We start from the raw sequence: 14,818 nt of genomic DNA, 5'->3' as shown, positions 1-14,818 counted from the left end.
AACCGACTTATGAGTAAGATTGAAGCACAACACGTCGACTTCCACTACGGCTCTTTCCATGCCCTGAAGGACATCAACATGAGCATCAAAGAGCATGAGGTAGTGGCTTTCATCGGCCCGTCAGGATGCGGCAAGTCCACTTTCCTAAGGCTGTTCAACCGCATGAACGACCTGATACCCGACACAAGGCTTGACGGGCAGATCACCATCGACGGACAAAACATATACGACCGCTCTGTCAACGTCGACGAACTGCGGAAGAATGTGGGCATGGTGTTCCAGCGCCCCAACCCATTCCCGAAGAGCATTTACGAGAATGTGGCCTACGGACTGCGCGTCAACGGCATCAAGGACGAGGCGTTCATTGCCGAAAGGGTTGAGGAATCGCTGCGCGGGGCCGCCCTGTGGGACGAGGTGAAAGACAAGCTCAAGAAATCGGCCTACGCTCTCTCCGGCGGGCAGCAGCAGCGGCTCTGCATAGCAAGGGCCATGGCCGTGTCGCCATCGGTGCTGCTGATGGACGAGCCAGCATCGGCACTCGACCCTATATCGACGGCCAAAGTGGAAGAGCTGATACACGAAATCAAAAAAGACTATACCATCATCATCGTGACGCACAACATGCAGCAGGCCACGCGAGTGAGCGACAAGACGGCGTTCTTCTATCTCGGCCAGCTGATTGAATACGACAACACGAACAAGATTTTCACCAACCCGTCGAAGGAGGAAACGCAAAACTACATCACAGGACGATTCGGATAATAACTTTTAAAGACTGAAGCTATGGTAAAATTTGTAGACGAAGAACTCGTAAAGATACGCAAGGAGATACTGGACATGTGGACTCTTGTCTACGACCAGATGAGAAACGTGTGCGAGGCCATACCCACCTCAGAGAAGGAGAAGGCGTGGGATGTGCTGATAAGGGAGAAGAGGGTGAACGCCAGCGAACTGAAACTGGACTGTGACGTAGAGGACTTCCTGGTGCTGTACAACCCTGTTGCCATCGACCTGCGCTTCGCCCTGGCAATGCTCAAGATAAACACCGACCTGGAACGCATAGGCGATTTCGCCGAGAACATTGCCAGGTTCATCATCAAGCAGGACGGCAAGCACATCGACCCAGAGCTGCTCAAGCGCATCAGGCTGCAAGAGATGGTCGACGGGGTGCTCGACATGCTGGTCACATCGAGGCTCGCCCTCGAGAAGGAAGACATCTCAATGGCCAACAGCCTGTTTGAAAAAGACAACCTGCTCGACGAAATCAACGCCGCGGCTACCGACGTCCTGGCCGAGTACGCAAAGGAACACCCCGACAAGGTGGCGTTCTGCATAGACTTCAAAGGTGTGTTCCTGCGCCTCGAGCGCACGGGCGACCACATCACCAACCTGGCCGAGGAGATTGTGTTCTACATCGATGCCGAGGTGCTCAAGCACTCGTCGGACAAGACAAAGATGCAGATGGCCATAGCCAGCCGCATGAAAGAAGGCCAGAACTGACCGCCGCCACAATGAGCGCCACACCCGCCGCGGGCCCCTGCCGGGTCGGCGGCGGGTGTGGCTTTTGTGCGCCCGGGCCATGGGCGAGCCTATTCTTTCCGGGGCATGGCCTCCCAGCAGCGCCCCAGTTCGGCCAGCAGGCGCTCGTAGTCGCTGTCGGTGAAAACGCTGTCTGCCGATGCCAGCATTGTATATGTCACCCCGCTGAAGGTGCGCTCCAAGCCCGTGTCGCGCAAACCGTGGCGCAGGTAGAACGCATGGCGGCGGCGCCTCTGCTCCAGGTTGGCACATTGCTGCCGCGGCGACTCTATGTCGAGCACGAGCACCCTGCCCGAATAACGCGCCATGACGGCCTTGAGCACCATGCTGCCGTAGCCCCTGCCGCGCATGCCGTCGGCCACGGCAAAATACCAGAACCAGTTGGCCGTGGGCCATTCGCACACCAGCGTAAGCCCCACAAAGCTGTCGCCGGCATACCATGCCGAATAGGCTATGGGCATGACAGGCAGAAGCCTCACCAAGTCGGGGTAAGGTATCTGCTCCTCTACAGGAAACGCCGTCTCGTACAGCCGGCGTAACTCCGGCATCAGGGCTGCATCGCTGTCAACCCTCACTTCACGTATCATGCTTTCTCCGCTCATGTGCCTATTATCCGTTCTATCTTCTTCTTGCCTGCATCAGGGAACAGTCCTGCCATGTGAGCCGCCATCAGGTCGAACGACTGGCGCGGTGTACGGCCGCCCGCTGCCTCAGCCCAGTCGGTCTCGTACATGGCCTCGGGGGTGCAGTAGCGCGCCACGCCCCACCCGTAGGGCTCGCCTTTCTTCGACAGAAGATACTCGAAGTCGGCTATGCACACGTAGGTGCCCATCTGCAACGCCGCAATGAGCGAGTCGAAAGCCGTGCCGTTGCGTCTGTTCTCTATGGGCGAGGCAGGGTCGTCGGGGTTGAACCGCGTGCGCTTGCGGCTTAGGGTGAACCCGCTGGCCACCTTCAGTTGCTTCGACAACATCGACTCATGCTCCACAAGCACGTCGAGTATGTGGATGGCATCGGCGCCCATGCTGTCTATTGGATACAGCGACCGCCGCCAGTTGATGAAGTCGGGCAGCCACCTGAGGCTGACAAAACCAGCCTTTCCGCAGAAAAACTTGCCATAGGCACACTGCCAATGGCTTATGATGGGGCCTTTCCACTGCCATGCGCCCTGCTCGCCGTGCTCGCCGAACAGCAGGTCGGGCGCCACCTGCTCCTCTATAGAAAAGCCCTCTATGCCGTTTTTGAAGAATGGCATAAACCCCCACTCTTCTATGAGCGACTCGAGTTGTTCTTGTGACTCAACCATGATGATGCCGTTGTTTAGTTAATGCCTGCCACCCGCCGCCGAAACACGGCCGCCGAAAGGCAAACTGCCAGTCAGCCACCATGCAGCCCGCTGCCAGCCGGATTGCACCCGGCCATTATGCCAGACGCACAAAGTTAGCCATTTTTTGCGACATTTCCACCATGCGGAACGATTATTTTCCGCACCGGCCCCTGTGCCGGCCCGTTACCGGCACACGCAATGCAGACAACAGCACCGCTACCCGCCGGCAACGGCCGCTGCAAGGCGAGGTCGCAAAACGGCCCATATCGCACTGCAATACGGGCCGTTTCGCATCATAAAATGCGCCGTTTCGCTAAGCAAAACGGCGCACGCTCATAAATCATTGTCTTCCAAACGGTTAAGGCTGCCGGCCGAACCGGCCAGCCATAGCTGAGATGCATCACGGCCGATGGCGGCCCGGCACAATGCTGCCGTTAGAAATGCATCGATAGGTCAAGCCCGACCTGCAGCGGATTGCCACGCTGGGCAAACGAGCGCTGTACGCGGTCGACGGAGCTGTTTACGAGAAATGTGTTGTACTTGGTGTCCGTAAGGTTGCGCCCCCAGATGTTGACGGTTGCCTTGCCGAGGTCGAACTGCACGTGGGCACCGAGCAGAGCGTAGAACTTCTGCGAGTTCTCGTTGGCCACATCCCAGTATGTCTCGCCGTTGCCGGCAACGTCGGCACCCACCGTGATGGCCTTTACAAAGCCGTCGCGCGAGAGCATGAAGCTGTAGTCGGCCACCACGCTGAATGTGTGCTTGGGCACAAACGGCACGCAGTTGCCCTCGTAGTTGCGGAGCACATTGCCCGAGCCGTCGGCAGCCTTCACGCTGTCTGAATACTGGCTGAACGTAGAGCGCGTGTAGCTGTAGGTGGCGCTCCACGCAAGCCTGTCGGCCGCCGCCTTGCCGCGCAGCGCGAGCTCTACGCCGCAACTGCTACTCTTGCCGGCATTGACCATCATGCGGCCGTAGCCATAGTTGCCTGCCATGACCGAGAGCTGCTGGTTGCTGATGCGCGTGTAGTACACCGATGCGTCGGCGTGCAGCTTGCCTCCGAAGAGGTTGAGGTGCGCTCCGAGCTCATAGTTCCAGCTCACCTCGGGCTTGTATGTTATGGTGCGGTTTATGTTGTCGTACTCGGCGTCGGTGTGCGTCAGCGTCATGTCGCCCTTCATCAGCTGCATGAGCTTCATGCCGAGCGCGCTCTGCTCGCTCTTGAATATGTCGGAGAACATCTGAAGGTTGTAGCCTCCGGCGCGGAATCCCTTGCTCACGGTGGCATAGACGTTTGAGCCGTCGTCGCTTATCCTGTATGTCAGCGCAAACTTGGGCAGCAACTGGTCGTAGCTCTCTGCCGTGCCGCCCTGCATTACAGAGCGGAAGTGGCTGCTCACGGCCGGCCGCGGCGGCATGTTGAGGCCGAGCAGGAAGTGTGAGTATGAGTCGTAGTTTATCTCGACGCGCTGATGGTCATATCTCAGGCCGAGCGTGAGCATGAGCCTGTCGGCAATGCTGAAGTTCGACTCGTGGTAAACGCCCACGTTGAGCTGCGGCGTCTTGAACTCACCCGGCACGTAGTTGTCGGTCAGGGTCATGGCCGATGCCACCGTGGGCGGCATGCCCATCGACGACAGTATCTGCTTGTTCATGGCCTCGCCGAAGTAAACCGGGCCGTCGGTGTGCAGCCATTGGTAGCTGAAGAAGGCGCCCGAGGTGTGCTGCCACCGCCCGTTGCCGGCACTGCGCAGCGTCACCTCCTGTGTCAGCACGTTGAGCTTCTGCATCTGCTCCAGGCGCATGTAGTCGGCAGGCAGGTAGTCTTGGTCCATCTGCATCATGTCGTCAAGGAACTGGTAGCCCGTTGCCAGGCTCAGCAACAGTGCATCCCACTTGTACGAGATGCTCAACCCGGCGTTCACCATCTGCCTGCGGTATCCGTTCATAAACGTGGTAGAGGGGTCGGCAAAGTCGCCAGTCTCACTGTTGTACTCGCCATACGGGAACGCGTTCTGGTTGACATACTGGTAGTCGGAGGTAAGGTCGAACGTCAGGCGGCTGTTGGGCGTAAATACAAAGCGCATCCTTCCGCCTGCCTCGTTGCTCAGGTCGGCTTTCTCGCCAAGGTTTGTATTGTCGAAGAATCCGCGCTGCCCGCTGTAGAAGGCGGCTGCCGAGAAGGCGAAGTTCTTGCTCGGGCGGTGGTAGTGGGCCACCTCTGTCGTGGCCGCCATGCCCGTGCCGATGCTCACGCTGACGTCGGTTCCCTGGTATTTCATTGGGTTCTTTGAATACATTCGCACTATTCCGCCCTCGGTGTTCATCCCGTAGAGCGTGCCCTGCGGCCCGCGCAGCACGTCAACACGGTCGAGCATGTAGAAGTGACGGTTGTATGTGCTCTTGTTTACAAGCGGTATGTTGTCGAAATATACGCCCATCGCCGGGTCGCCCGAGCGCGAACCGATGCCCCGCACGTATATCGACGACGTGAACCTTGAGCCGTAGGCCGGCACGACAAACGACGGGACGTAATATGACAGGCGGCTTAGGCTATGCACGCCGAGGCGCAGCATCTCCTTGTCGGTGAACACCGTACTGCTCAACGGCTGTCGCCTCAACCGCAAGTTTTCCTTCGGTTGGGCCACCACTACTACCTCGTCGAGGTCTACCACTCGCGATGTGTCGGCCGCAACTGATGCAACCGGCACGGCAACCATAGCGCCACCGCGCTCACCTGAAAAGTCTGTCGCCCCACCGGCAGCCCACATCTGGGTTGCTGCGGAGGTCACGACGACGCACAAAGCCATTCTAATCATTTGATATAAGTTTTCTTGTTTGCGTGTGCAAAGGTAGGCAATAACGCCCACCCCGGCAATCCTCATTTATATGGATTTGGGCTGCCGGCCCGCAAAAACATCATTCGTTGTATGCGCCGCAGTGCGGACAGACGCCCTTGTCGAGCATCTTGGCACCGCAATTGCCGCAGATGTAGCGGCAGCGGGTGTTGCGGAAGTAACGGCGTATGGCAAATATGGCATACGCGACAAAGAGCGGATAGCCCACGTAATACAGCGTCGAGATGCTGAAAACCACGTAATCGATGGCGCACACCGCAGCCAGTCCGCACAGGTAGAGCAGCGTATCGACAAACGAGAGCTGCCGTGCTATCTCCTCGACGGCAGCCAGCGACACTATGATGATGGCCCAAACAAGCGATATGAACAGGCCGAGGTGTGGCGGAAGGGCAAACGGGTTGAGCGACGGATGGTAGTAGAAATGGCGCCACGAGTCGGGCCCGAACAACTGTATCGACGCATACAGCGTGGCCGCCCCCGCCACAAGGAGGGTGAGTAGCGTCGGGTAGAACGAGTCGATGTCGTGGAAATGCACTATCATGGCATTGCGCTTGAACAGCGAACGGAGGCCGTAGGCGGCGCCTACCGACACCACCAAGGCGAGGAAAAGCAGCAGATGGACGTCAGAGAATGTGTCGATGAACTGCGAGATGTAGTTGTCGGGCTCCACGCCGGGCAGCATGGCACGCTCCCGTATCCACCCCTGCGTGATCTGGTCGCGGGCAATCTTCACCCACACCGAGTCGATTGTGTCGCCGGGCATGGTCATGAAGTCGGCCACAACGACGTAGTCGCCGTTGTAAACCGTGACGGAATCGAATGGCAACTCGTCGGGAGCCTGGCACACCAGGCACAAAGAGTCGGCCTTGACCACGAAGTTGTAGTTCTGCGAATAATGGTGGGTGGTGGAAAACGAGATTGAGTCTATCTGCCGCTTGGTCAGGTCCCAGGCGTCGGGCGTGGCGCTCGACTGATTGTAACAAGACGAAAGCATGGGCGCAAACAGCAGCAACACTAACCACGGCAGCAGCGCCGCGGCAAGATTTACGGGCGACTTGCCCACTGTCTTTTTGGCTTTTTCCATGCTTGCTATCGGTTTATGGTTGTCTTCTTCCTTTCGTGCCGCTACCCTCGGCGGCATAAACGTTCATCTGGCAACGGCTGCAATCGAACTCCAGCCTGAAGCGCCTGCCGTCAGGCAGGGCCAGAAACAGCGGTTCTTCCCAATGCGGGTCGGTGCCGCCGCGCCTCACGCAGTGGCCTAACGCGTGGCGTATGCAATAGCGGCACTGCATCAGCAACGCCCCGCCTACGGGCTCCTGCTCGAACGACGGGGCCACCCCGGGCACGCCGTGGGCCGCATAGAAAGCGCCCGCCTCGGCGTTGGCCACGTTATAAAGATACTGGAAGCGGCCGCACTGCGGGGCATCGGGCTCAACGGCAGCAGGCCTGACTCCCACAGGTATCATGCCCGCCACGGTGCTCTGCTCAAGGGCCTCGACCGCGCTGCGGCGCAACTTGGCCAGCACGCTCGAGGGTATGAAGCAGTCGAAGCCTTCGGGCAGTTCAACGCCGGAGCACTCGTATACCGTGGTGCCGAGCTTCGTGAGCTGCCTTACGATGTTCTCGCGCTGGTCTTGCATGGCGGCCTGGTGGTCTACGGCGGCCTCGACACGCGCCGAAGGGCCGCCGTCGATGGCGGCGGTCAGGGCCACGCCGGTGGGCGTTGCCTCCAGTTTCATGGTTATGGCTATCTTCCTTACGGCGCTCTGCCGGCCGAGCACCCGCTCAAACTCCTGGTCGTTGTTGCGGTAGAGGGCCATGCCCGGGCGCAGCCCGGCAGGCATGCGCAGTGGGAAAAGGCGGTTGTTGTCGGCCCGGTTAACCCTGAAGCCCTCAAGCCGCCCGCCGTCGGCCACGAAGCAAAGGCCGTCGCCATTGGCAAACGCTGCCAGCCCTGAGACCGTGAACGACGCGCCGCGCACCTCCTTGACGTGACCAACAAACTCGCCCTTGGCCTTGGGCGTGTCCATCGAGGCCATGTCGGCCTTGCACCCTTCAAGGAAATAGGTGGTGTAACCACGGTTGAAGGTCTTGCGCAGGTCGGGGTCGAACGAATAAGAGCAGTGGCCGAGCGAAGCCCTGCGATACTTGCCGGGGTGGCGTCGTATCACCTCGTCGAGCCGGCGGCTGTAAGCGGCAGTGACATTCTTGACGTAGGCAGCGTCTTTGAGCCGCCCTTCAATCTTGAACGACGTTGCCCCCGCCTCGGCCAGCTCGTCCAGAGAGCCTTGGCGGCACATGTCTTTCAGCGACAGGAAATAGCGCCCTGGCTCAATCACCCGTCCGCCGGCGTCCTCGAGGTCAAAGCGAAGGCGGCAGAACTGTGCGCACTCTCCCCTGTTTGCCGAGCGCCCGAAGCAATGCTGCGAGGCATAGCACTGACCGCTGTAGCTCACGCACAGCGCCCCGTGCACAAACACCTCGAGCTCTACATCGGGCACGCGCTCATGTATGGCGGCAATCTCCGACACTGACAGCTCGCGGGCCAGCACCACCCGGCTGAACCCTATGTCACGCAGCCAGCCCACTTTCTCTGCCGTGCGGTTGTCGGTCTGGGTGCTTGCGTGGGCGGCCATGCGCCCGCCGCGGAGCATGCCCAGCACCGCCATGTCCTGCACGAGGATGGCGTCGGCGCCTGCCGCGTCGAGCTGTCCGAGCAGCTGTCTGGTGGCCTCGAGCTCACCGTCGTATATTATTGTGTTGACCGTCACGTATACACGAGCCCCGAAACGGTGGGCGTAACGGCACAGCTCGGCTATGTCGTCCACCGAGTTGCCGGCAGCGGCGCGTGCGCCGAAGCTCTCGGCCCCAATGTAAACGGCATCAGCCCCATGGTCGATGGCTGCCCGGCCGCACTCAAGGTCGCGCGCCGGAGCAAGAAGTTCGAGCGTTGTCACTATTCAATCCGGTTTATGTCGTAAGGCGTCTCTTGGTATACGTAATAGTTTATCCAGTTGCTGTAGAGCAGGTTGGCGTGGGCCCTCCAGGTGACGAGGGGCGGGTTGTCGGGGTTGTCGCCTACGTAGTAGTGCCTCGGCAGCTCCACGTCGTCGCGCACGCCACGGTCGCGCCTGTACTCAGTGTCGAGCGTGTTGGGCGCATACTCCAGGTGGCCCGTTATGTAGAACTCACGGCCGCCGCGCGCCATGACCATGCTTACGCCGCACTCCGGCGACTCGGCAATGAGCTGCAGGCCCGGGCATGCCAGTATGTCCTCGCGCCTAACCTCGGTGTGCCGGCTGTGAGGCATGTAGAAAACGTCGTCGAACCCGCGGAATATGGGCAGCAACGGGTCGAGCGGCCGCTGGCTGAACACGCCGAACATCTTTTTCTCGAGCGGGTATTTCGGTATGCCGTAGTGGCAGTAAAGCCCGGCCTGCGCAGCCCAGCAGATGTACAGCGTCGACGTGACGTGGGTGCGGGCCCATCGCAATATGCCGCTCACCTCGTCCCAATAGGTCACCTGTTCGTAGTCGTATGTCTCCACGGGGGCTCCGGTCACTATCATGCCGTCAAACTTCTCGCCTGCCATATCCTCGAAGTCGCGGTAGAACATCATCATGTGCTCTATCGGGGTGTTCTTCGGCGTGTGGCTCTTCAGCTTCATGAAGCTCACCTCCAGCTGCAAGGGGGTGTTAGACAACAGCCTCACGAGGTCGGTCTCGGTGGTTATCTTCAGCGGCATGAGATTCAGTATGACTATCCGTAGCGGACGGATGTCCTGCGTGGTGGCCCGCGTGTTGTCCATCACAAATATGTTCTCTTTCTTCAGCAGCTCTATTGCGGGCAGCTTGTCTGGTAGTCTTAATGGCATTGTGTGATTCTATTTTAGCCCCACAAAGATAAGCATTTTTATGGAGAAGACAAAATTATGGATTCAGAAATGAAGCAACGGGCCACGGCGCAGCCACGGCCCAACGCCGCCCGAGGCCGGGCCGCGGCCCACAAAGGCGTGCGGCCAACGATGCTCCGGCGGCCGTAGACCAACTTTGCCGCGATGCTGAAAATACGCTACAATGGTGAGCCCGCGCACCGGAAAAGGCCTTGTGGCATGGCAAAACAGGCCATGTGGCATGACGGAACGACCCGTTTCACGACCCGAAACGGGCACGGTTGCGGCACTTCAAGGCCGGCGTCGCAACACTCTGAGTGACAGATTGTTGCAGCAAAAGCACCATTAGGTAAAAGCGATTTACAAAAACAGCCTTGCCACGCCTTGGCCACCACCACGCCCCATGGGCTTCATGGCTGCCGCCTCGGGCAGGCACAAAACAAGGGCCGCCATCGGCTTTGATGCCAATGGCGGCCCTGAATGGTCAGTCACGTGGCCTTGCGGCACAGATTACCACAGCTCGAGGCGCTCGGACTTGGGTATGAACATCTTGTCGCCCGGCTTCACTCCGAAAGCGTCGTACCACATGTCGATGTGAGGCAAAGCCCCGTTGACACGCCACTTGTTGATAGAGTGCGGGTCGCTCTTGGTGCGGTTGCGTATGTCTTCGTCGGTAGAGTTGGCCGACCACACCCCGGCGTAGGCCAGGAAGAAGCGCTGGTCGGGCGTAAATCCGTCGATGGTCTTGAGCGGGGCGTTCTTGGTTGCATTCTTGTAAGCATAGAAAGCCACCTGCAGTCCGCCGTGGTCGGCCAGGTTCTCGCCCAGCGTCAGGCGCCCGTTGGCGTTGAGGTCGGGCAGCACCTTGATGGCCGAGAAGAACTCGGCGTACTTGTCGGCGCGCTCGGTGAAGTTCTTGGCGTCGCTCTCAGTCCACCAGTCCTTCATGTTTCCGTCCTTGTCGTAGTGGCGTCCGGAATCGTCGAAGCCGTGGGTCATCTCGTGGCCAATCACCACGCCTATGGCACCATAATTGAAAGCGTCGTCGGCAGTTGGGTCGAAGAACGGCGGCTGGAGTATGCCTGCGGGGAAGCAAATCTCGTTGGTGGTCGGGTTGTAATATGCGTTAACCGTCTGCGGGTACATGAACCACTCGTCGCGGTCGACGGGCTTGCCTGCCTTGGTGTCAATGCTCCACTTGGTCCAGAAGCGGTTGCACTCTACAATGTTCTCGTAGTACGACTTCGAGGGGTCGATGTTCAGGTCGGTCATGTCTATCCACTTGTCGGGATAGCCAATCTTTACGTAGAAAGCGTCGAGCTTGTCGAGCGCGTTCTTCTTGGTCACGTCGCTCATCCAGCTCTGTGCCTTGATGCGCTCGCCAAGTGCCACCTGCAGGTTGTGCACGAGCGTCTTCATGCGTTCTTTCGACGATGCGGGGAAATACTTGTCTACATAAATCTTGCCCAAGGCCTGCCCCATCATGCTTTCCACCTGGCCGGTTGCGCGCTTCCACAGCGGGAAGTTCTCCTTGCGGCCAGTAAGGGTCTTGCCGAAGAAGTCGAACTGTGCCGCAACGATTTCATCGCTCAGGTAGTTGGCAGAGCTCATTATCTGGCCCCACTCCATGTAATCGCGGTATTCGTCGGGAGTGAGCGAGCCGATGAGCTTGTCGGCCCCGGCCACAAACTCGGGCTGGCCCACCACGAGTTCCTGTATGTACTCGGTCTTGACGCCGGTGGCGTTCATCACCTGCACGAGCTTGACGTTGGGGTACTTGGCGTTGAAGTCGGCCAGGGTCATCTTGTGATAGTTGGCCTGCGGGTCGCGCAGCTCGGTGGTCGACTTCGACAGGCGTGCCAGCTCGGTCTCGAGCTTCATCACGTTCTGCATCTTCTTCTGTGCCTGCTGCTCGGTGAAACCGTAGAGACGGAACATGCGCACGATGTGCTTCTTGTAGGCTTCGCGTATGCCTGCCGTGGTGGAGTCGGTGTCGAGGTAATACTCTTTCTGCCCGAGTGTTATGCCTCCCTGCGAAATGTTGAGTATGTTGTGGCCGGCATTCTTCTCGTCGGCGCCTATATACATGCCCATGAACTCGCTGTCGCCCTTGGGGGCAAGCTCAAGCTGTATTGCGAAAAGCTCGCCTACGGTCTTGGCGGCCTCCATCTGGCGTATCACCGGCATGGCCGGCTCAACCCCGAGCTTGTTGCGCCTCACCGAGTCGATGGCGAGCTTGTAGAGGTCGCTCAGCTTGCGCTCGGTGGTGCCGGCGGCAAACGAGCCGCTCTTGAGCTCGTTGAGGATGGTGTTGATGCGCTTGTCGTTGTTCTCGGCCAACTGGTCGAAGCTGCCGTAACGCGCATAAGCGGCGGGCAGCGGGTGGCTCTTCATCCATCCGCCACAGGCAAACTCATAGAAATTCTCAGCCGGGCTGACGCTCCGGTCGAGGTTGGCAACGTCGATGCCTGACTTAAGGTCGCCCTGTGCCAACGCCACGACGGACATCGATGCAAAGGCTACTGCTGGGATAAGTCTTCTGATTCTCATAATTGTATATTTTAGTTTGTACAATGTATCAATGCTGATGCGTCTGAGCGCCGCCCCAGGCTGTCGCCGTCAACGCCCCGCGGCGAATCGAGGCTGCGGCCGGCCAACGCCAAGGCCGGCTACTGGCTGACCGACTCGAGCTCTTCTGACAGCCGCTCCCACCGCTCAACCTCGGCGTCGAGGTCTCTCTTTACCGACGTGTATTCGGATATGAGCGCCATGTCGGAGGCATTCTCCGGACGGCACAATATGTCGTCGAGCTCCTTCAGGCGGGCCTCCATCTTGCCGATGCGCGCCTCAGACTCCTGCACGGCCCTCTCTGCCTTGCGTATTCGCTTCTGGGCCTCCTTGCGCTCGGCGTAGTCCATCTTGGCCGCCTCGGCAGGCTTCTCTTGCTGCGCCGGGGCTGCAGCGGGCTCGGCCTGGCGGCCGGCCGAAGGAGCCAGGGCGTCGAGGCTGTCGATGTTGCGCTCGCGCAGGAAGTCGTAGATGCCGCCCAGGTGCTCGCGCACACGGCCCCCGCCAAACTCGTAGACCTTTGTCACAAGGCCGTCGAGGAACTCGCGGTCGTGGCTGACAATGATTGCCGTGCCGTCGAAAGCCTTGATGGCCTCCTTCAGCACGTCCTTCGACTGCATGTCGAGATGGTTGGTGGGCTCGTCGAGGATGAGCAGGTTGACAGGCTCGAGCAGCAGCCTTATCATGGCCAGGCGGCTGCGCTCGCCACCGCTCAGCACGCTGACTTTTTTGTCGGAAGCCTCGCCCCCGAACATGAAGGCGCCCAGTATGTTCTTTATCCTGAGCCGTATCTCGCCCCGCGCCACCCTGTCGATGGTGTCGAACACGGTGAGGCTCTCGTCGAGCAGCTGCGCCTGGTTCTGCGCGAAATAGCCTATCTGCACGTTGTGGCCTATCTTCAGCGAGCCGGTGAAGGGTATCTCGCCCATTATGCACTTGACGAGCGTCGACTTGCCCTCGCCGTTCTTGCCAACGAAGGCCACCTTCTCGCCGCGCTTTATTGTGAGCGTCACGTGGTCGAACACGGTGTGCGCACCGTAGTCCTTGCGCACGCCGTCGCATATCACGGGGTAGTCGCCGCTGCGCAGGCACGGCGGAAACTTCAGGTGCATGGCCGAATTGTCAACCTCGTCGATTTCGATGGGCACTATCTTGGCCAGCTGCTTGATGCGGCTCTGCACCTGCACGGCCTTGGTGGGCTTGTAACGGAAGCGCTCTATGAACTCTTTCATGTCGGCAATCTCCTTCTGCTGGTTCTCGTACGCCCTGAGCTGCTGTTCCCGGCGCTCTGCGCGCAGTTTGACATACTCGTCGTACTTCACCTTGTAGTCGACCACCCGGCCGCAGCTTATCTCGAGTGTGCGGTTGGTTACGTTGTTGATGAATGCCCTGTCGTGGCTCACCAGCACCACGGCCTTGGCACTCTGTGACAGGAATTGCTCCAGCCACTGTATGCTCTCGATGTCGAGATGGTTGGTGGGCTCGTCGAGCAGAAGCACGTCGGGCTTCTCAAGCAGAATCTTGGCCAGCTCGATGCGCATGCGCCAACCGCCGCTGAACTCGCTCGTGGGCCGGCCGAAGTCGGTGCGGGCAAAGCCCAGTCCCATGAGCGTACGCTCCATCTCGGCCTCGCAACTCTCGGCCCCGAGCATCATGTAGCGCTCGTGCTCGGCCGTGAACCGCTCGACCAGCTTGAGGTAGTCGTCGCTCTCGTAATCGGTGCGCTCCGACAGCTCACGGTTGAGCGCATCGACGCGCTCCCTCATCTTGGTGACAGAAGAAAACGCCTTGCGCGTCTCGTCTATCACGGTGGTGTCGTCCTGCAGCTTCATCACCTGCGGCAGGTAACCTATTGTGGTGTCGTTGGGAACAGCCACCACCCCATCGGTGGGCTTCTGCATACCACAAAGAATCTTCAGCATGGTTGACTTGCCGGCTCCGTTCTTGCCCACAAGGGCTATACGGTCGCGTTCGTTGATGACAAAACTCACATCGCTGAACAGCGGCTTCACACCAAACTCAACCTTAAGTCCTTCAACGGAAATCATCTGTATCTCTTTTCTCCTTAATCGTCTGTTAGGTGCAAAATTACTCTTTTTTTGCATATCACACAAGCAAATCAAGGATTTAGAGCCAATAATTAAGATTTTATGTGACTTCGGGGGCGGCAGGCGGCACAGCCAGGGGCCGTCTGCACCACCGGCAGGCATGCCGGCGGGAGGCCCGTTTGCCGTGGTAACAAATCGCAACAAAACAGGCGCAAGCCGGACGTGCAGCCCCAGGCAGGCCGCCACCCGGAGCGAACAAGAAGCCGAAACGGCCCATATCGGAGTGCGAAAGGGGCCGAACCGCGACGTAACGGAGACCGCCACATAACGCCCTGTGGCACAGAGGATTGCTCAGCCATGACTAAACGGTAACAAAAACTTACAAACCCAGGCTGTGGCATGCCCCCGGCGGCGACCGCGGCCTGCAACTGTGGTATAACGAACAATATTGAAGAAGTACGCATGAATTACAGTTTAATCATGTTAAAACCTCTGTATTAGTGTAAAATAAACACTACATGGGTAAAAAAACAGGCAAATTGCTTTGCAATGTCAGAATTAAGCAGTAAATTTACAGCCTGTT

General features: G+C 59.0%; 10 protein-coding genes. 2 read left to right on the top strand and 8 right to left on the bottom strand.

Annotated features, from left to right (window positions below; genetic code table 11):
• The first annotated feature begins 9 nt into the window (after positions 1-9).
• Positions 10-762 carry a phosphate ABC transporter ATP-binding protein PstB gene (pstB, locus tag M3089_RS01130; protein WP_249081294.1) on the top strand — a complete coding sequence of 251 codons (753 nt, stop codon included), beginning with the start codon at positions 10-12 and terminating at the stop codon, positions 760-762.
• 21 nt (positions 763-783) lie between these two features.
• Positions 784-1,500, top strand: coding sequence for a phosphate signaling complex protein PhoU (phoU, locus tag M3089_RS01125; protein WP_205110276.1), 717 nt, complete (start codon positions 784-786; stop codon positions 1,498-1,500).
• A gap of 89 nt (positions 1,501-1,589) precedes the next feature.
• On the opposite strand, the gene M3089_RS01120 is transcribed toward phoU, so the two are convergent.
• The 8 genes from M3089_RS01120 to M3089_RS01085 form a co-directional block, all read right to left on the bottom strand.
• Positions 1,590-2,141, bottom strand: a complete 552-nt coding sequence (locus tag M3089_RS01120; RefSeq protein WP_249081293.1) for a GNAT family N-acetyltransferase — start codon at positions 2,139-2,141, stop codon at positions 1,590-1,592.
• A complete protein-coding gene (locus tag M3089_RS01115; protein WP_249081292.1) occupies positions 2,138-2,845 on the bottom strand; it encodes an AlkZ-related protein in 708 nt (235 codons plus the stop codon). Before M3089_RS01115 ends, M3089_RS01120 begins: the two co-directional genes overlap by 4 nt.
• A gap of 455 nt (positions 2,846-3,300) precedes the next feature.
• Positions 3,301-5,685: a TonB-dependent receptor gene (locus tag M3089_RS01110; RefSeq protein ID WP_249081291.1), complete on the bottom strand. Its 2,385-nt coding sequence runs from the start codon at positions 5,683-5,685 to the stop codon at positions 3,301-3,303.
• A gap of 100 nt (positions 5,686-5,785) precedes the next feature.
• On the bottom strand, positions 5,786-6,808 hold the full coding sequence (locus M3089_RS01105; protein ID WP_249081290.1) for a zinc ribbon domain-containing protein: 1,023 nt from the start codon (positions 6,806-6,808) through the stop codon (positions 5,786-5,788).
• 13 nt (positions 6,809-6,821) lie between these two features.
• Entirely contained in the window at positions 6,822-8,684 is a 1,863-nt protein-coding gene (locus M3089_RS01100) for a peptidase U32 family protein (RefSeq protein ID WP_249081288.1), read from the bottom strand.
• Positions 8,684-9,601 (bottom strand): homoserine O-acetyltransferase MetA, encoded by a 918-nt coding sequence (gene metA / locus M3089_RS01095; protein WP_205110284.1) that lies wholly within the window; start codon positions 9,599-9,601, stop codon positions 8,684-8,686. Before metA ends, M3089_RS01100 begins: the two co-directional genes overlap by 1 nt.
• Before the next feature lie 528 nt (positions 9,602-10,129).
• Positions 10,130-12,169, bottom strand: coding sequence for a M13 family metallopeptidase (locus M3089_RS01090; RefSeq protein WP_249081287.1), 2,040 nt, complete (start codon positions 12,167-12,169; stop codon positions 10,130-10,132).
• A 119-nt stretch (positions 12,170-12,288) separates the two neighbouring features.
• Positions 12,289-14,235 (bottom strand): ABC-F family ATP-binding cassette domain-containing protein, encoded by a 1,947-nt coding sequence (locus tag M3089_RS01085; RefSeq protein WP_249081286.1) that lies wholly within the window; start codon positions 14,233-14,235, stop codon positions 12,289-12,291.
• Positions 14,236-14,818 lie beyond the last annotated feature (583 nt).

It is taken from the genome of Marseilla massiliensis (genome assembly GCF_023336985.1).
GTDB lineage: Bacteria > Bacteroidota > Bacteroidia > Bacteroidales > Bacteroidaceae > Prevotella > Prevotella intestinigallinarum.
The sequence above is the reverse complement of the archived record's forward strand: the minus strand, read 5'-3'. Positions and strand labels throughout refer to the sequence as shown.